Annotated in this window: 14 protein-coding genes and 1 tRNA gene; 11 read left to right on the forward strand and 4 right to left on the reverse strand. The window is 69.0% G+C overall.

Annotated elements, in window-relative coordinates; genetic code table 11:
* Position 1: 1 nt before the first annotated feature.
* The 5 genes from FZN60_RS00195 (at position 2) to FZN60_RS00215 (ending at position 7,719) form a co-directional block, all read left to right on the forward strand.
* Positions 2 to 3,358, forward strand: coding sequence for a response regulator (locus tag FZN60_RS00195; RefSeq protein ID WP_158869875.1), 3,357 nt, complete (start codon positions 2 to 4; stop codon positions 3,356 to 3,358).
* Entirely contained in the window at positions 3,355 to 3,762 is a 408-nt protein-coding gene (locus FZN60_RS00200) for a response regulator (protein ID WP_158869877.1), read from the forward strand. Before FZN60_RS00195 ends, FZN60_RS00200 begins: the two co-directional genes overlap by 4 nt.
* A gap of 232 nt (positions 3,763 to 3,994) precedes the next feature.
* On the forward strand, positions 3,995 to 5,260 hold the full coding sequence (locus FZN60_RS00205) for a putative DNA modification/repair radical SAM protein (RefSeq protein ID WP_158869879.1): 1,266 nt from the start codon (positions 3,995 to 3,997) through the stop codon (positions 5,258 to 5,260).
* A complete protein-coding gene (locus FZN60_RS00210) occupies positions 5,260 to 6,768 on the forward strand; it encodes a UdgX family uracil-DNA binding protein (protein ID WP_158869881.1) in 1,509 nt (502 codons plus the stop codon). Before FZN60_RS00205 ends, FZN60_RS00210 begins: the two co-directional genes overlap by 1 nt.
* Before the next feature lie 69 nt (positions 6,769 to 6,837).
* A complete protein-coding gene (locus FZN60_RS00215) occupies positions 6,838 to 7,719 on the forward strand; it encodes an aldose 1-epimerase family protein (RefSeq protein WP_158869883.1) in 882 nt (293 codons plus the stop codon).
* Between the two features lie 159 nt (positions 7,720 to 7,878).
* On the opposite strand, the gene FZN60_RS00220 is transcribed toward FZN60_RS00215, so the two are convergent.
* Positions 7,879 to 7,954 (reverse strand) — tRNA-Ala (locus FZN60_RS00220).
* Positions 7,955 to 8,157: 203 nt separating this feature from the next.
* On the reverse strand, positions 8,158 to 8,559 hold the full coding sequence (locus tag FZN60_RS00225; RefSeq protein WP_158869885.1) for a TIGR02300 family protein: 402 nt from the start codon (positions 8,557 to 8,559) through the stop codon (positions 8,158 to 8,160).
* 265 nt (positions 8,560 to 8,824) lie between these two features.
* Between FZN60_RS00225 and aroA the strand changes: the two genes are divergently transcribed.
* The 3 genes from aroA to rpsA all read left to right on the forward strand — a co-directional run bounded on the left by aroA (position 8,825) and on the right by rpsA (position 13,354).
* On the forward strand, positions 8,825 to 10,219 hold the full coding sequence (aroA, locus tag FZN60_RS00230) for a 3-phosphoshikimate 1-carboxyvinyltransferase (protein WP_158869886.1): 1,395 nt from the start codon (positions 8,825 to 8,827) through the stop codon (positions 10,217 to 10,219).
* Positions 10,220 to 10,657: 438 nt separating this feature from the next.
* A complete protein-coding gene (gene cmk, locus FZN60_RS00235; RefSeq protein ID WP_158870598.1) occupies positions 10,658 to 11,317 on the forward strand; it encodes a (d)CMP kinase in 660 nt (219 codons plus the stop codon).
* A gap of 123 nt (positions 11,318 to 11,440) precedes the next feature.
* Positions 11,441 to 13,354 (forward strand): 30S ribosomal protein S1, encoded by a 1,914-nt coding sequence (gene rpsA, locus FZN60_RS00240; RefSeq protein WP_255475851.1) that lies wholly within the window; start codon positions 11,441 to 11,443, stop codon positions 13,352 to 13,354.
* 67 nt (positions 13,355 to 13,421) lie between these two features.
* Here the strand turns inward: rpsA and FZN60_RS00245 are convergent, their stop codons facing one another.
* Positions 13,422 to 13,868 carry a DUF2141 domain-containing protein gene (locus tag FZN60_RS00245; RefSeq protein WP_199266446.1) on the reverse strand — a complete coding sequence of 149 codons (447 nt, stop codon included), beginning with the start codon at positions 13,866 to 13,868 and terminating at the stop codon, positions 13,422 to 13,424.
* 63 nt (positions 13,869 to 13,931) lie between these two features.
* On the opposite strand from FZN60_RS00245, the gene FZN60_RS00250 reads away from it, so the two are divergent.
* The 3 genes from FZN60_RS00250 to tal all read left to right on the forward strand — a co-directional run bounded on the left by FZN60_RS00250 (position 13,932) and on the right by tal (position 16,002).
* Entirely contained in the window at positions 13,932 to 14,213 is a 282-nt protein-coding gene (locus FZN60_RS00250) for a hypothetical protein (protein WP_158869888.1), read from the forward strand.
* Positions 14,214 to 14,403: 190 nt separating this feature from the next.
* Entirely contained in the window at positions 14,404 to 14,817 is a 414-nt protein-coding gene (locus FZN60_RS00255; protein ID WP_158869889.1) for a helix-turn-helix domain-containing protein, read from the forward strand.
* Between the two features lie 207 nt (positions 14,818 to 15,024).
* Entirely contained in the window at positions 15,025 to 16,002 is a 978-nt protein-coding gene (gene tal, locus FZN60_RS00260) for a transaldolase (RefSeq protein WP_158869890.1), read from the forward strand.
* Positions 16,003 to 16,036: 34 nt separating this feature from the next.
* Here tal and FZN60_RS00265 read toward each other — a convergent pair whose 3' ends face one another.
* Complete coding sequence (locus tag FZN60_RS00265) at positions 16,037 to 17,050, reverse strand: MBL fold metallo-hydrolase (protein WP_158870602.1); 1,014 nt, start codon at positions 17,048 to 17,050, stop codon at positions 16,037 to 16,039.
* Between the last annotated feature and the right edge of the window lie 6 nt (positions 17,051 to 17,056).

Consider the following 17,056-nt stretch of genomic DNA (forward strand, 5'->3'; position numbering starts at 1 on the left):
CATGGGCCGTCATCCCCAGCGCATCGTGATGGTGCTTTGCAGCTTGGCCCTTCTCGGTGCCGTTCTCGCCTATGGCTGGGCCTCCTGGCAGAACGGAGAGCGGCGCGAGGCGGTGCTCGGCGAGATCGCCCTGCGCGACCAGCTCGCAGCCCTGCTTCTCCAGGTGACCACCGTCGAGACCTCGCAGCGCGGCTTCACTCTGACCGGCGACGAGGCCTTTCTGCGCCCCTATGACGGGGCGGTGAAGGCGGTGACGCCCGCTCTCGACACGCTGGGCAAGACGCTCGCGCAGATCGGGCGGCCGGAAACGGACCTCGCGCGCATCCGGGAGGAGGTCGCCGCGCAGACCGATTTCGCCGGCCAGGTGGTCGAGGCGCGCCGCGTGGAGGGCTTCGAGCCGGCGGCCGCGTTGGTGCGAAGCGGCCGCGGGCTGGAGATGATGGAATCCGTGCGCGCGGCGGCCGACGACCTGCGCGCCGCCTCCTTCGACCGCAGCGCCCGCCTGACGCGGCAGGCGGGATCCATCGAGACGCTCGCCAACATCGCCTTCTTCGTCGCGGCCGTGGCGGCGCTGCTTCTGGCCGCGACCGCGCTCTGGCGCCAGCGGCAGAACAAGCGCACCGCCGACGCGCTCGCCAACGTTCTGCGCTATTCGCCGGTCGGGCTCGGCTTCGTTGGCGAGGATCTGCGCCTGCGCCGGATCAACGAGAGCCTGTCCGAGATGACCGTGGACGGCGCGCCGCTCGCCGAGGGCGACACGCTGGAGCGGCTCTTTCCCGGTCAGCGCGAGCGCGCCGAGCGCCTCGTGCGGCAGGTGCTCGACACCGGCGCCACGCAGCTCAACGTCGAGTTCGTGCTCGGCGGCGTGGAGGCCGAGAAGGAGCGTCTGCTTCTCGCCAGCTTCTATCCCCTGAACGCGGCAGGCATCTCGAATGCTTCGTCGAAGGAGCGCGCCTGCGGCATCGCGGTCATGGATTCGACCGGCCGCCACCACGCCCAACGCCGGCTGTCGCGCTCGGAAAAGCGCTTCCGCTCGCTGATCGACGCCGTCGCGGCCATCGTCTGGTCGACCTCCGACACCGGCAGCTTCGAGGAGCCGCAGCCCGCCTGGGAGCGCTTCACCGGCCAGAGCTTCGACGAGTATCGCGGCGCCGGGTGGATCGACGCCGTTCATCCCGACGACCGGGAAGCAAGCGCCGCCACCTGGAACAAGGCCATCCACGAGCAGAGCCCCTACGCCACCGAGCACCGGCTGCGCCGGCGCGACGGGGCGTGGCGGCACATGCTGGTGCGCGCCGTTCCGATCCTCGCCGACGACGGCTCCGTGTCCGAATGGATCGGCACCCACGCCGACATCACCGAGGCCAAGACCATCGAGGCCAAGCTCGGCGAGGCCAACCTCCAGTTCAAGGTCCTGGCCGACAACATCCCCCAGCTCGCCTGGACGGCGACGCCGAAGGGCGAGATCTTCTGGTACAACAAGCGCTGGTTCGAGTTCACCGGCACGACGCTGGACGAGATGCGCGGCTACGGCTGGCACAAGGTCCATCATCCCGACCATCTCGAACGGGTCGTCACGAAGTTCCAGCTCGCACTGTCCGGCGAAGAGGAATGGGAGGACACCTTCCCGCTGCGGCGCGCCGACGGCGAATATCGCTGGTTCCTGAGTCAGGCCGTTCCCGTGCGCGACGAGCGGGGCCGCGTGGTGCGCTGGTTCGGCACCAACACCGACGTCACGCTCCAGCGCGAAGCCGAGCGCGAGCTGGCCGACGCCAAGGACGCGGCCGAAACGGCGAACCGGGCCAAGAGCCAGTTCATCGCCAATATGAGCCACGAGCTGAGAACCCCGCTCACCGCCGTCATCGGCTATTCCGAGATGATGGAGGAGGAGCTGGAGGAGATGGGCGAGACGGCGCTGACCGCCGATCTGTCCAAGATCAAGGGCAATGCCCGCCACCTCCTGTCCCTGATCAACGACGTCCTCGACCTGTCCAAGATCGAGGCCGAGCGCATGGACGTCTACGCCGAGAGCTTCGACGCCCTCGCCACCGTGACCGAGGTCGTCTCGACCGTCGATTCGCTGATCGCCAAGAAGAACAACCGCCTCGTCCTCGACGCGGACGAGAGCCTCGGCACCATGCACACCGACCAGGTCAAGCTGCGCCAGTGCCTGATCAACCTCTTGTCCAACGCCTCGAAGTTCACCGAGAACGGGACGATCACGTTGCGGGCGGTGCGCGAGCCGGGCGCGTCGGGACAGCCGGACGTCGTGACCTTCTCGGTCTCCGACACCGGCATCGGCATGAGCGAGGAGCAGCTGGCCAAGCTGTTCCAGCGCTTCACCCAGGCCGACGCCTCGACGACGAGGAAGTTCGGCGGCACCGGCCTCGGCCTTGCCATCACCCGCGCCTTTTCCGAGATGCTCGGCGGCTCGATCGAGGTTTCCAGCCGGGAAGGGGAGGGCTCAACCTTCACCATCCGCCTGCCGGCGGTCCTGCCGGAGACGGCGGCACCCGAGGTGCCGAGCGACGAGGCGCCGATCGGGCGCGAGGAGCGCAAGGCGTCCTCCGGTCTCGTGCTCGTCGTCGACGACGACCCGCACATGCGCGACCTCGTCGGGCGCTTCCTCGTCAAGGACGGCTTCATCGTGCGCTCGGCCGCCGACGGCGCGGCGGGCCTCGAGCTCGCCGTCCAGCTCAAGCCCGACGCGATCCTTCTCGACGTCACCATGCCCCGCCTCGACGGCTGGTCGGTGCTGTCGCGCCTCAAGGCCGACCCGACGCTCTCCGACATTCCCGTCGTGATGCTGACCAACCTCAACGAGCAGGGGCTCGGCTACGCGCTCGGCGCCTCGGACTATCTCGTCAAGCCCGTCGAGTGGAACCGGCTGAAGAAGGCGCTCGACCGCTACCGCTCGAGCCCCGACGGCTATGTCCTGGCCGTCGACGACGATCCGGACGCGCTGGAGCGCACGCGCCGGCTGATGGAGCGCGAGAACTTGAAGGTCGTGACCGCCAAAGACGGCGCGCAGGCCCTGGAGCGCATGCGCGAACTCGTGCCCGACCTCATCCTCCTCGACCTCGTGATGCCGGTGATGGACGGCTTCGCCTTCCTCAAGGCGATGCGCGACGAGCCGGCCTGGAACGAGGTGCCGGTGCTCGTGTTGACGTCGAAGGACCTGACCGCCGACGAGCGCGCCTATCTCAGCCAGGATGCCGACCGGGTGCTCGCCAAGGGCGAGGTCGACCTGAGGAGCCTCGCGCGCCAGATAAGGAAAGTGACCGTCGGCGACCTGCCGCCGACGGACGTCGCAGCGCCGCGCGATGCCGCGGACGCCAGAGTGGAGACCAAGCCATGACCCGGATCCTGCTCGTCGAGGATCATGAGGAGATCTGGGATTTCCTGTCCCGCCGCCTGAAGCGGCGCGGCTTCGAGGTGATCCTCGCCCATGACGGGCAGGACGGCGTCGAGAAAGCCAAGGTCGCCCAGCCCGACATCATCCTCCTCGACATGAACCTGCCGGTTCTCGACGGCTGGACGGCCGCGCGCACGATCCGCGCCGACAGCTCCATTCCCCGCATGCCGATCATCGCGCTCACCGCCCACGCCATGTCCGGCGATCGCGAGAAGACCATCGCCGCCGGCTGCGACGACTACCACGCCAAGCCCGTCGACTTCGCCAAGCTCGTCGCCCAAATCGAGGCGCTGGTGCCGGTCAAGGAAGGCGCGATCGACGCCGGGGAAACGCAGACGGGGATCTGAGGGGGCGGGTGACACCCTCGCCCGGCGCTTCGCGCAACCCTCTCCCGCGAGCGGGCGAGGGAGGGCGCCCAATTCCACCGGCGCCTTAGCGAGGGACGGGCCGGCACCCCACCGCGCCGACCCGCCTCCCGGCGCTTTTGTCGCAGGAAAACCTCGCGCGTTCCGGCACTTGTCCACCGGTGATCGCCTCATCCGTGTGGCTTGAACGAAGAGCGAACATTATATCCTCGCCATGGCCAAGACGACGCTCATCGACAAGCTCGCCATCCTGTCCGACGCGGCGAAATACGACGCGTCCTGCGCCTCCAGCGGCTCGGAGAAGCGCAACGCGGTGAAGGCGAAAGGCATCGGCTCGACGGAAGGCTCGGGCATCTGCCACGCCTACGCGCCGGACGGGCGATGCATCTCGCTCCTGAAGCTGCTTCTGACCAACTTCTGCATCTACGACTGCCTTTACTGCGTGAACCGCTCCTCCTCGAACGTGGCGCGCGCCCGCTTCACGGCGGAGGAGGTGGTGCAGCTCACCATGAGCTTCTATCGCCGCAACTACATCGAGGGCCTGTTCCTGTCCTCGGGCATCATCCGCTCCTCGGACTACACGATGGAGGAGATGGTGCGGGTGGCCAAACTCCTGCGCACGCGGGAGAATTTCCACGGCTACATCCATCTGAAGACCATCCCCGAGGCTTCGCCCGCCCTGATCGAGGAGGCGGGGCTCTACGCCGACCGCCTGTCGATCAACATCGAGCTGCCGACCGACGTGACGCTGGAAAGCCTGGCTCCCGAGAAGAAGCCGCGCGACATCCGCCAGGCCATGGGTCGCCTGCGCATGAAGATCGACGACGCCAAGGGCGAGGCCGCGGATGCCGGGAAGAGCCGCGCCAAGCCGCGCCGCTTCGCACCCGCCGGGCAGTCGACGCAGATGATCATCGGCGCGGACGGCACCGACGACGACCAGATCCTCGGTCGCTCGGAGAACCTATACGGCAATTACCAGCTGCGCCGCGTCTACTACTCCGCCTTCTCGCCGATCCCGGATTCATCGAGCCGCCTGCCGCTCGTCAAGCCGCCGATGATGCGCGAGCACCGGCTCTACCAGGCCGACTGGCTGATGCGCTTCTACGGCTTCAACCGCGAGGAGATCGTCTCGGGCGGCGAGGGCGGCATGCTCGACCTCGACATCGACCCGAAGCTTGCCTGGGCGCTGAAGAACCGCCACCTCTTTCCCGTCGACGTCAACCGCGCGGACCGCGAGATGCTCCTGCGCGTTCCCGGCTTCGGCACGCGCACGGTGGAGCGCATCCTGTCCTCCCGCCCGCACCGTCGCTTGCGCCTCGACGACGTCGCCAAGCTCTGCCGATCCGCCATCGCCAAGGCGCGCCCCTTCGTGGTCGCCGCCGACTGGTCGCCGGGCGGTGCCACCGACCGCACGGACCTGCGCCTCGACTTCGTGCCGCGGCCGAAGGCACCGGCGCCCCAGCAGCTGAGCCTGTTCTGATGGGAGCGGCCGTCTACCTCGCGCGGCTCGCGCATCCCGCCGACTTCGAGGGCTGGCGAGTGGCCGCGCGCGACGCGCTGGCGCTCGACCTGCCGCCCGAGCGCATCGCCTTCGCCGTCGACGGCGATCCGGCGCCGCTCTTCGGCGAGCCGATGCCGGAAGCGCCGACCCAGGCCGAGGCGGTCAACGTGCCCCGCGCCTTTCCCGAGCTCGCCAGACAGGTCGTCTGCCATTCCGACGACGACCGCTTCCTGCTCCTTTATCGCCTGCTCTGGCGGCTCGCGCACGAGAACCGCCATCTCCTCGACGTCGCGACCGACCCGGACGTGATGCGTGCCCGCTCCATGACCAAGGCCGTCTACCGCGACGCGCACAAGATGAAGGCCTTCGTGCGCTTCCGCGAGGTGCCGACGCCGGACGGGGGCACGCACTCCATCGCCTGGTTCGAGCCCTTCCACCACGTTGTCGAGCTGACCGCCCCGTTCTTCATGCGCCGCTTTCCCGGCATGGTCTGGTCGATCGTCACGCCGCGCCGCTCCGTCCACTGGGACGGCGAGGCGCTCTCCTTCGCGCCCGGCGGCAGCGCGGCCGACCGGCCGGCGGACGACGCGGCGGAAGCGCTCTGGCTTACCTACTACGCTTCGATCTTCAACCCGGCGCGGCTGAAGGTGAAGGCGATGCAGGCGGAGATGCCGAAGAAGTACTGGCACAACCTGCCCGAGGCCGCCCTCATCGCGCCGCTCATCCGCGGCGCCGAGGAGGCGTCGCGTCGCATGCTGGCAACCGCGCCGACGCTGCCGAGTTTCCGCCACGAGAAACAGGCGGAGCGTGACACCATGGCAAGGGCCGCGATCAAGGCGCCGGCGACGATGGAAGCCTTCGGCGGCTTCAACCGGAAGCCGGAGGATATCGAGGAAGCGCGCGAACAGGCCAAGCACTGCAAGGCCTGTCCGCTCTGGGAGCCGGCGACGCAGACCGTCTTCGGCGAGGGACCGGCCGACGCGTCGGTGATCTTCGTCGGCGAACAGCCGGGCGACCAGGAGGATCTCGCCGGCCACCCCTTCGTCGGCCCGGCCGGAAAGGTGTTCAACGAGGCTTTGGCCAATGCCGGCATCGACCGGGCGCAGGCCTACGTCACCAATGCGGTGAAGCACTTCAAGTTCGAGCCGCGCGGCAAGCGGCGCATCCACTCCAAGCCCTCCATGGGCGAGGTGAAGGTCTGCCGCTGGTGGCTGGAGCTCGAGCGCGAGCTGATCGCGCCGAAACTCATCGTGGCGCTGGGCGCGACGGCCGCCGCGGCGGTGCTCGGGCGCACCGTCACCATCCGCGACACGCGCTCGAAGCTCATCGACCTGCCGGGCGGCGACACCAAGCTCCTCGTCACCGTTCATCCCGCCTATATCCTGCGCCTGCCCGACCCGGAGGCGCAGGCGCGCGAGCGCGAGGCCTTCTTCGCCGACATGGCGCGCGCCAAGGATTACGTGCCGCAGATCGCCTTGGCGGCCTGACGGCCCTTCAATCCGTCGCCACGCGCCGTTAGGCTCGCCGCATCGCGACGAACGGCAGGAGCATGAGGCATGGACGGGGATACGCACGGGATCGGCTCGGCTGAACTGTCCGCATCGGTCAAGGCGGACGGCGCGGAGCTGACGAGCCTCAAGGCGGCGGACGGGCGCGAGCTCCTCTGGCAGGCCCGGCCCGAATGGCCGCGCCACGCGCCGATCCTGTTTCCCATCGTCGGCAAGCTCGCCGGCGACACCCTGCGCCGCGGCGGTACGGCCTATCACGTGACGCAGCACGGTTTCGCTCGCGACAGCCGCTTCGAATGGACGGCGAAGACGCCGAGCCGCGCCGTGCTGCGCCTCGCCGATTCGCCCGAAACGCGCGAGCGCTTCCCCTTCGCCTTCGATCTGGAGCAGGCCTACGCGATCGAAGGCGGGCGGCTGACAGTCTCGACAACCGTCTCGAATCCCGGCGCCGAGCCTCTGCCCTGCGCCATCGGAGCCCATCCGGCCTTTTCCTGGCCGCTCGCCGCGGGCGTGCCGAAGGCCCGCCACCGCCTCGTCTTCGATTCGCGCGAGCCCGGGCCCATGCGCCTCATCGAGGGCGGCCTTCTCGGAGCTGAGGCTCCCTTGCCGTTCGACGGCGCCGTCCTGCCGCTCGACGAGGCGCTCTTCGCCGGGGATGCCCTGGTCATTCCGGACGTTTCGAGCGCCAGCGTCCGCTTCGAGGCGCTGGGCGAGGGCGGCGAGGTGGTTCGGGCGATCACCGTCGCCTGGAGCGGCTACAAGGACCTCGGCATCTGGTCGAAGCCGAGCGGCGCGGACTTCCTGTGCATCGAGCCGTGGTACGGCATGGCGAGCCCCGTCGGCTGGGACGGCGAGTTCGACGACAAGCCCGGCATCCTCCGCCTCGCCCCCGGCGCGTCGCGCCGCTTCGAATGGAGCGTGGAGGTCTGAGGCGGAAGCCGCCGAGAAGGACGTCCCGTCCCATCCGCCCTGCCGGCGCCGTCTTCCACCCTCGGGAAACCGAGGATGCGTCGGCGCCGTGCGCACAACCGGACCCACTTGCCGAAAACGAAAAAGGCCGGTTCCTCTTGCAAGGAACCGGCCTTCGATTGGTGGAGCCAAGCGGGATCGAACCGCTGACCTCTACAATGCCATTGTAGCGCTCTCCCAGCTGAGCTATGGCCCCGCGAAGCCGGCGTGCCGGCCTCGAAACTCGGTGTCGCTTCAGGGCTTTCGTGTGCCCCGCGGCGTCTGGTGGAGCGGGTCATAAGGGGGTCCGCTCCGGAGATCAAGCGCTTTTTTCACGAAGGCCGCGAAGGCCTTGCGAAGCTTGCGCGAAGCCCGCGTGGCGGCGGGCAGGCCGGGGCCGCGACCCCTGGCGAAGGCCGATCAGACCTCCTCGTCCTCGTCGCGGCCGCCGATGATGTCCGACATGTCGTCGTCATCCTCGTCCTCTGCCTCGAGGAACGTATCGTCGTCGTTGACGTCCGGCGTCTCGTCGTCCGAATCGTCGATGTCGGCGATGGGATCCTGCGCGTTCTCGTCCTCGTCCTCGACGTCGTTCAGCGAGACGGTGTTCGGCGTCTCGTCGACCTCCACCGTCTCCGTCTCGGTTTCCTCGTCGTCGACCGGCGCCGCGCGGCTGCTGGCCTTGGCCGCGGTCACCTCGAAGAAGGACAGGGGATAGGACTTGCCCGTATAGGGCGAGACGATCGGGTCCTTGTTGAGGTCGTAGAACTTGCGGCCCGTTTCCGGGTCGATTCGCTTGGTGCCGAGTTCGGGTTTGGCCATCCGTGCCTGCCTTGTCGCTTGAACTGCCGCCGCGGGAAACAGCGGTCGACGCGTGCCCTGGTCCCCCGACCAGGCCGGGCGCGCGGCAACGCGGCCGCGCGCGGGCGATCGACCGTTGAAATCGGCCGTCCCTTAGGGCTTGACGGAAAGCTTGTCAAAACGCATCCGGCCTGCGCAAGAAGGGCCGCGCCCAAGCCCGCCGCACCGGCCTTCCGGCCCGAGCGTCGCGGGGTCCGACCCACCGCCCATCTCCTTAAGTCGACCCATGAATCCTGACGCCGCCTCGCCCCGCCCCTTGCGCGCCCGCTCCTCCGGCGCCCTTCGGGGCCGCGCGCGCGTGCCGGGCGACAAGTCGATTTCGCACCGCGCCTTCCTGTTCGGTGGGCTCGCCAGCGGACGGACCCGCGTGTCCGGCCTCCTCGAAGGAGAGGACGTTCTCGCCACGGGCCGGGCCATGAGCCAGATGGGCGCGCAGATCCGGCGCGAGGGCGCTGACTGGATCGTCGACGGCGTCGGCAACGGCTGCCTGCTCGAGCCCGAGAGCGTCCTCGACTTCGGCAATGCCGGCACCGGCTCGCGTCTCACCATGGGCCTCGTCGGCACATACGACTTCGCCGCCACCTTCGTCGGCGACGCGTCGCTGTCGCGCCGTCCGATGGGGCGCGTCCTCGATCCCTTGCGCGAGATGGGCGTCCAGGTGCTCGCCCGCTCGGGCGACCGCCTGCCCCTCACGATCCACGGGCCGCGCGTCGCCGCGTCCATCACCTATCGCGTGCCCATGGCCTCCGCGCAGGTGAAGTCGGCCGTGCTCCTCGCCGGCCTCAACGCGCCGGGGATCACCACCGTGATCGAGCCGATCGCCACCCGCGACCACACCGAGCGCATGCTGTCCGGCTTCGGCGCGAACGTCGAGGTGGCGGTGGACGGGGCAAGCGGCGCGCGCACCATCCGCCTGGAAGGGCAGGGGGCGCTCAAGGGCGTTCCGGACTTCGTTGTGCCGGGCGATCCCTCCTCGGCCGCCTTCCCGATCGTCGCCGCGCTCGTCGTGCCCGGCTCGGACGTGGTGGTCGAGAACGTCCTGATGAACCCGACGCGCACCGGGCTCGTGGAGACGCTGATCGAGATGGGTGCCTCGATCGAGGTCCTGGACAAGCGGATCGCCGGCGGCGAGGAGGTCGCGGACCTTCGCGTGCGCCACTCCCGTCTCAAGGGCGTCACCGTGCCGGCGGCGCGCGCGCCCTTCATGATCGACGAGTATCCCGTGCTGGCCGCCGCCGCCGCCTTCGCCGAAGGCACCACGCGGATGGAGGGGCTGGAGGAACTGCGCGTCAAGGAAAGCGACCGCCTCGCGGCCGTCGCGGCGGGTCTCGCCCGCGCCAACGTCGCGCACGAGTCGGGGCACGACTGGCTGACGGTGACGGGCGATCCGGAGGGCCGCGGCTATGGCGGCGGCCCGGCCGTCGAGACCCATCTCGACCACCGCATCGCCATGAGCTTCCTCGTCCTCGGCCTCGCCTGCCGCAAGCCCGTTACGATCGACGACGCGCGGATGATCGCGACGAGCTTCCCGGAGTTCGAGGCGCTGATGACCGGCCTCGGCGCTTCCTTCGAGACCGACGACGCCGGAAGCGCCTCGGCGCTCGCCCTGGGCGGCGACTGAGCGGACGGGTCCGGGCGCGTGGAGGCCGGCCTCGTCCTCGTCCTTCTTCTGACGCCGCTCGGGCTGATCTACGCGCGCAGCGTCGCCCGCCGCTTCCGCTTGCGCCTCGTCGCGGGCGTGGCGAAGCCGCTGCCCGGCGCCGCGTGGCGGATCGTGCCTGCCATCCTCGTCGCGCTCGCGCTCGTCGTCTACGCCGCCGGGCCCGACGCGGTACTCCTGCCGGTTTGGGCCGCGAGCAATGGCGGGGCTCTCCTCGTCCTCAACGCGCTGCGCAGCCTCGGCGGCATCGCTGCCATCCTCTTCTTCCTGTCGATCCCCTTCGTGATCGGCCGCCTCATCGGCACGCTTTCCGCGCTCGCCGGCTTTCCCCGTGCGCCGGAGCCCGATCCCGAACGCGAGCGTTTCGTCCGCTTCCGCCTGCCCTCCCGGAGTGAGCCCATGCCGGTACGCCAGCCCCTCGTGATCGCCATCGACGGACCCGCCGCGGCCGGAAAAGGCACGCTTGCCCAAAGACTTGCGCAAGCCTACGAGCTTCCCTATCTGGATACGGGGCTGCTCTACCGGGCCGTCGGACGCCTCGCCCACGAGGCGGGCGTCGACCTCGACGATCCCGATGCCGCGGGAAGCGTCGCCCGACGCCTCCAGACGGAGCATCTCGAGGATCCGAACCTTCGCGGTCGCGAGGCCGGCGAGCGGGCGAGCCGGGTGGCCGCGCATTATCCCGTGCGCACTGCGCTTCTCGCCTTCCAGCAGAACTTCGCGCACCGCCCCGAGGGCGCGGTGCTCGACGGGCGTGACATCGGAACGGTGATCTGCCCGGATGCCGACGTGAAGATCTTCGTGACGGCGAGCCCCGAGGTCCGGGCCCGCCGCCGCTCCGACGAGCTGATCGCCAAGGGGCGCGACGCGCCCTATGAGCGCATCCTCGCCGAAACGCGCGAGCGGGACGCCCGGGATGCCGGGCGCGCCATCGCGCCGCTGAAGCCCGCGGCGGACGCGCACTTGCTGGACACCAGCGATTTGGATATAGAGGCCGCGTTCCGGGCCGCCTGCCAGATCGTCGACGATGTCCTGGCGAGGCGCGCGGAACGGGATTGAGCGACGGGCCGGTTCTTCCCCGAGGGGGCAAGGACACGGCCCTTTGGCTCATGGAGCTTCGGTCTCTCGCATACGCGGGCGGGCGGGCGCTCCGATACGCAAGACGCAAGACCTGAAATCCGCATGCGGGTTTCGTCCAACGCGCCAGGCGCCGCATCGAGACCCAGCCCGAACCGGGCGCGGTCCTGCGGCGTGGCCCGACCGCCCGAAGCGGCCGCGGCCGGACGAAGCCCGACCCGTGCGAAACGCAACACCAGACCCGCCGGGGAGGTTTCCCCGTGGCGCATCCGCCCGCACCGGACCGATCACGAACAAGCCGGCGCGGGCGCTCAAGGAGAACGAATGTCCAACGCTACCGCCTCGCGAGAGGATTTCGCCTCGCTTCTCGAAGCGTCCTTCCATGACCACGACGTCGCCGAAGGCGCGGTGGTCAAGGGAACGGTCGTCGCGATCGAGAAGGACATGGCCGTCATCGACGCCGGCCTGAAGGTCGAGGGCCGCGTCGCCCTCAAGGAATTCGGCGGCCGTGGCTCCGACCTGAAGGTCGGCGACACCGTCGAGGTCTATGTCGAGCGCATCGAGAACGCCCTTGGCGAAGCCGTTCTGTCGCGCGACAAGGCGCGCCGCGAGGAGAGCTGGGTCAAGCTCGAAGAAAAGTTCAACCGCGGCGAAAAGGTCGAAGGCCAGATCTTCAACCAGGTCAAGGGCGGCTTCACGGTCGACCTCGACGGCGCCGTGGCCTTCCTGCCGCGCAGCCAGGTCGACATCCGTCCGATCCGCGACGTCGGCCCGCTGATGAACACGCCGCAGCCGTTCCAGATCCTCAAGATGGACAAGCGCCGCGGCAACATCGTCGTGTCGCGTCGCACGGTTCTCGAAGAAAGCCGCGCCGAGCAGCGCTCGGAGATCGTCCAGAACCTCGAAGAGGGTCAGGTCGTCGACGGCGTCGTCAAGAACATCACCGACTACGGCGCCTTCGTGGACCTGGGCGGCATCGACGGCCTGCTCCACGTCACCGACATGGCCTGGCGCCGCGTCAACCACCCGTCCGAGATCCTGCAGATCGGCCAGACCGTCAAGGTCCAGATCATCCGCATCAACCAGGAGACGCATCGCATCTCCCTGGGCATGAAGCAGCTGGAAGCCGATCCCTGGGACGGCATCGGCGTCAAGTACCCGATGGGCGTCAAGGTCACCGGCCGCGTCACGAACATCACCGACTACGGTGCGTTCGTCGAGCTCGAGCCGGGCATCGAGGGACTCATCCACGTCTCCGAGATGTCCTGGACGAAGAAGAACGTCCATCCCGGCAAGATCCTCTCCACCTCGCAGGAGGTTGAGGTGGTCGTCCTGGAAGTCGACCCGAACAAGCGCCGCATCTCGCTCGGCCTCAAGCAGACGCTCCAGAACCCCTGGGAAGCGTTCCGCGACCAGTTCCCGATCGGCACGATCGTCGAGGGCGAAGTCAAGAACAAGACCGAGTTCGGCCTGTTCATCGGCCTCGAAGGCGACGTGGACGGCATGGTCCACCTCTCCGACCTCGACTGGAACCGTCCGGGCGAGCAGGTCATCGAGGAGTTCAACAAGGGCGACCTCGTCAAGGCCCAGGTTCTCGACGTCGACGTCGAGAAGGAGCGCATCTCGCTCGGCATGAAGCAGGTCGGCGGCGATCCCTTCGTCGAGGCCGCCGAGGCCGGCGAAATCCGCCGCGGCTCGGTCGTGACCTGCGAGGTGACGGCGGTCAACGAGGGCGGCATCGAGGTCAAGATCGTCGATACCGATCTCACCTCGTTCATCCGCCGCTCGGACCTCGCCCGCGACCGCGACGACCAGCGCCCCGAGCGCTTCTCGGTCGGGCAGAAGCTCGACGCGCGCGTCACGCAGTTCGACAAGAAGGCTCGCCGCGTCGGCGTGTCGATCAAGGCGCTGCAGATCGCCGAGGAGAAGGAAGCGGTGGCCCAGTACGGCTCGACCGACTCCGGCGCCTCGCTCGGCGACATCCTCGGCGCCGCCCTCAAGGGCCGCGACAGCGAGTAAGCTTCCGTCTCGGAAGCCCGATGGAATAGACAAGGGGCCGCGCCGCGAGGCGCGGCCCCTTGTCGTTTCAGCGGTAGCGCACGCGCACGGAGAGGCTTCCGCTGCCCTCCAGGCGCACCGCGGCATCCCGGAAGCGCGGCGCGGAGAAGGTCGGCAGCGCGTCGTTCGAGACGCCGATGCCCTCCGTCGGGATGCCGAGGAAGTTGGTGCCGAGGCGCCCGTCGGCGTTCTCGTCGTGCAGCGCCGCCACGGCGTAGGTGCCGGGGGCAAGGTTCCGGAACACGACCGGCCGCCCGGCCTCGCTCGCCCGCACCGTCTGGCGCCGCGCCGCCGGATCGCCGTCGCAGCCCGGAAACGCGTCCGCCTTCGCCGTGACGCAGACGGAAACGACGCCTTGCGCGTTTCTCAGGCCCTCGATCCGCACGGACAGGTCGGCGGCGCGCGCCGAAGCGGGCGCGCAGGCCAGCGCGGCGAGGCATGCGAGGAGCAGGCGAGGGGCAGCGGAACTGGGCATCGTCGAGGCGTCTCCGATTTCATGACGAAGCGCAGTTAGCACGTCGGCATCGTCCGGAAACCGATGCGAAGCGGATCGGCGCTGGTCGTCGCGGACCGATGGGCCTGGCTCGGTGCCGGCGCGCTCGGCGTCTTCACGGCCCTGACGATCCCAATCGTGCATCACGTCGGGAGCATGACGGAGGAGCCGTTCCGCACCATCGCCGTCCAAGCCGCGACCGAGCATGTCGGCATGACCGGCGCCCTGATCCTCGTCGCGATCCTGTGGGCCCACCGGCACGGCCTGGACCAACGAGATGCGGGCGGGCAACCCGTCGCTCGGCTGGTCGCCGCTGATTCGCTTTGAACGGCGAGCGACGGAGCCCGGAACCGGCGGAATAGCGGCGCATCCGCGTGCAATTGCACTCCCTTTCCGGGAGTTTTGCACGCTAAAGTTATAGTTCTCAGGGACGGTTCAAGCAGGGGAAGAAGAGCGTGCTGCCATATGTGGCTTGTCTTGTTCCATCCCCAGAAGTTGCTATACCTGCGCCGCCGAGTTGGGGTTCGTCGACGACGGGCCGAAGGCGTGGAGTGAGATGGAAATGCCCAAGGATCCGATCGATATTCACATCGGATCGCGCCTGCGCAGCTTGCGCGAGCGGCGTCATCTTTCCTTGTCGGCCGTCGGCCGCGGAGTGGGCACGACCTATCAGCAGGTTCGCAAGTACGAGTCCGGCGACAATCGCATCAGCGCCAGCACGCTCTTCCGGCTGGCCGACATGATGGAGGTCAGCCCGTCCTTCTTCTTCGAAGGGCTTCCGCGTCGAGCCGCCCAGGATGCGAACGGCGCGGCGCTCGACGCCGGGGATGCGGCCATGACGTCCTCGCTGGAGCAGATCGCCGATCCGGAGCTGCGCCATCACCTGGAAGGCCTACTCAACGCGCTGACGGTGCGCTCCGCCTCGCGTTGAAGTTGCTGTCCTGATCTGGTGAGGGCGGCGAATTCGCCCCGCACTATTGTCGTTCGTCCTGGACTTCGCCACATTGAGGTCAAGCCCGAAGCGATTCCGCGCCGTTCTCGTTCTCACGGCCTTTGCGCGGGAGGATGGTCGGGGATCGTCGAAACCTCATCGCCGGCCGGTGCGTGGGCGGTGTTTCCAGGAACGAGAGATACGACAATGGCCTCCAAGCTCGAACAGCTGCGACAGATGACGACCGTCGTCGCCGACACCGGCGACATCGAGGCCGTGCGCAAGCTCAAGCCGACCGACTGCACGACGAATCCGACCATCGTCCTCAAGGCGCTCGGCACGCCCATGTTCGAGGACGCCTTCGCCGAGGCGCTGAATTGGGGCGCATCGCAGAACGGAGCGAGCGACGCCGTCACACACGCGGTCGCGGACCGCCTCGCCGTGTCGGTGGGCGTCGCGCTGGCGGAGCTGGTGCCGGGCCGCGTTTCGACCGAAGTCGACGCCGACCTGTCCTTCGACGTCGAGGGTTCGCTGAAGCGCGCCCGCGCGATCATCGCCGACTACGAGGCGCGCGGCGTGTCGCGCGACAAGATCCTGATCAAGCTCGCCTCCACCTGGGAGGGCATCCGCGCCGCGGAGCAGCTTCAGAAGGAGGGGATCGACTGCAACCTGACGCTCATCTTCTCCAAGGCCCAAGCCATCGCCTGCGCCGATGCGGGCGTCTTCCTGATCTCGCCCTTCGTCGGCCGCATCATGGACTGGTACGCCAAGTCCACCGGCAAGACCTTCGGGCCGGAGGAGGATCCGGGCGTCCATTCGGTGCGCGAGATCTACAACTACTACAAGGCCAACGGCATCAAGACGGTGGTCATGGGAGCCTCGTTCCGCAATGCCGGCGAGATCGAGGCCCTCGCCGGCTGCGATCGCCTGACCATCTCCCCGGCTCTTCTCCAGGAGCTCGACGCCGCCCAGGGCGCGCTGGAGCGCAAGCTCTCGCCCGACACGGTCGGCAAGGTCGAGCGCATCGAGATGAGCGAGAAGCATTTCCGCTGGATGATGAACGAGGACGCCATGGCGACGGAAAAGCTCGCCGAGGGCATCCGCTCCTTCGCCAAGGACCTCGACGCCCTGCGCGCCCAGGTCAAGAAGCGCATCGAGGGCGGCGGCTCGCGCGCCGCGGCCTGATCGACCCCTTCGTCGAAGCAACCAGGGCTCGGCGTCACTTCGGCGCCGCGCCTTTTCCATGTCCGGCGAAGGCCGCTTCGAAGGCGGCGCGAACATCCGCCTCGCGCTCGAGATAGCGGGCGGAGAAGTGGAAAGGGATCGCCCGGCGCACGCCCGCCCGCCGCGCCAGGGCGCCGGCATCGGCCGCGGTCATGTGGTGCTTGGCGCGCGCGAGCGCCTCGTCGTCGGGGAGGAAGCCGGCTTCCACGAAGAACAGGTCCGCGCCCGCCGCCAGCCGCGCGGCGGCGTCGAGATTCGCCGCGCTCGCGGCCATGTCCGTGACATAGGCGACGCGCTGGCCGGGACCGACGTGGAGGACGCCGGCCTCGCGCAGGACGCCGAGCGACATCGTCCGGCCGGGCGCCGCCTCGAAGCGCGTCTCGGGCCCGAAGCCGGCGCGCACCGCGCGCTTGGCCTGCGTCAGCCAGGGACCAGGGGCGAGCCCCATCTCATCGAGGCGCGCCCGGTGAACGTTGACGCGCAGGCGCTCCTGCAGCCCGAAGCCGAGGCAGGGAATGCCGTGGTCGAGCACGGCCGCCTCGACCGTGAATTCCGGCTCGTCGAGAAGGATGCCCGGCGGCAGGTCGGGGAAGGGCGTATCCCTCCGCCGGAACGCGTCGCGAGCCCGGAAGACGCCGGCGGCGCGGAAGCCCGCGCCGTCCCAGTCGAGGGCGAGGATCGAGAAGTCGGCGGAGTGGGGTCCGAGGAGGTTCCAGGAATAGGCCGCGAGCTTCGCCTCGACGCCCCGGACGAGGCCCGGCGGCCCGACGATGCGCAAGCACCGCTCCTGGTAGAGGTTCAGCCGCAGGAGCCGGTCGAAGCCGGCGAAGTGATCCATGTGGAGGTGGGAGACGAAGACGTCCCCCACCCGCAGGATCTCGCGCGCAGACAGCGCCGCGACGTCGCCGAGATCGAACAGGATCGCGCGGCGGCCGAACCGGACGTCGAGAAAGACGCCCGGGTCGGAGAAGGGCTCGTTGACGAGCCGGGCCTCGACGAAGCCGGCCAGAAGCCC

Origin of the sequence: Antarcticirhabdus aurantiaca (assembly GCF_009765365.1) — a bacterium.
In the GTDB taxonomy this organism is placed as follows: Bacteria; Pseudomonadota; Alphaproteobacteria; order Rhizobiales; family Rhizobiaceae; genus Antarcticirhabdus; species Antarcticirhabdus aurantiaca.

Bases quoted from the DNA above. Each gene is read 5' to 3' on its own strand.
- FZN60_RS00210 (WP_158869881.1), top strand. From the start codon at position 5,260: ATGGGAGCGGCCGTCTACCTCGCGCGGCTCGCGCATCCCGCCGACTTC.
- tal (WP_158869890.1), top strand. From the start codon at position 15,025: ATGGCCTCCAAGCTCGAACAGCTGCGACAGATGACGACCGTCGTCGCC.
- FZN60_RS00245 (WP_199266446.1), bottom strand. From the start codon at position 13,868: ATGCCCAGTTCCGCTGCCCCTCGCCTGCTCCTCGCATGCCTCGCCGCG.
- FZN60_RS00200 (WP_158869877.1), top strand. From the start codon at position 3,355: ATGACCCGGATCCTGCTCGTCGAGGATCATGAGGAGATCTGGGATTTC.
- rpsA (WP_255475851.1), top strand. From the start codon at position 11,441: ATGCGGGTTTCGTCCAACGCGCCAGGCGCCGCATCGAGACCCAGCCCG.
- FZN60_RS00195 (WP_158869875.1), top strand. From the start codon at position 2: ATGGGCCGTCATCCCCAGCGCATCGTGATGGTGCTTTGCAGCTTGGCC.
- aroA (WP_158869886.1), top strand. From the start codon at position 8,825: ATGAATCCTGACGCCGCCTCGCCCCGCCCCTTGCGCGCCCGCTCCTCC.
- FZN60_RS00225 (WP_158869885.1), bottom strand. From the start codon at position 8,559: ATGGCCAAACCCGAACTCGGCACCAAGCGAATCGACCCGGAAACGGGC.
- FZN60_RS00250 (WP_158869888.1), top strand. From the start codon at position 13,932: ATGCGAAGCGGATCGGCGCTGGTCGTCGCGGACCGATGGGCCTGGCTC.
- FZN60_RS00215 (WP_158869883.1), top strand. From the start codon at position 6,838: ATGGACGGGGATACGCACGGGATCGGCTCGGCTGAACTGTCCGCATCG.
- FZN60_RS00205 (WP_158869879.1), top strand. From the start codon at position 3,995: ATGGCCAAGACGACGCTCATCGACAAGCTCGCCATCCTGTCCGACGCG.
- cmk (WP_158870598.1), top strand. From the start codon at position 10,658: ATGCCGGTACGCCAGCCCCTCGTGATCGCCATCGACGGACCCGCCGCG.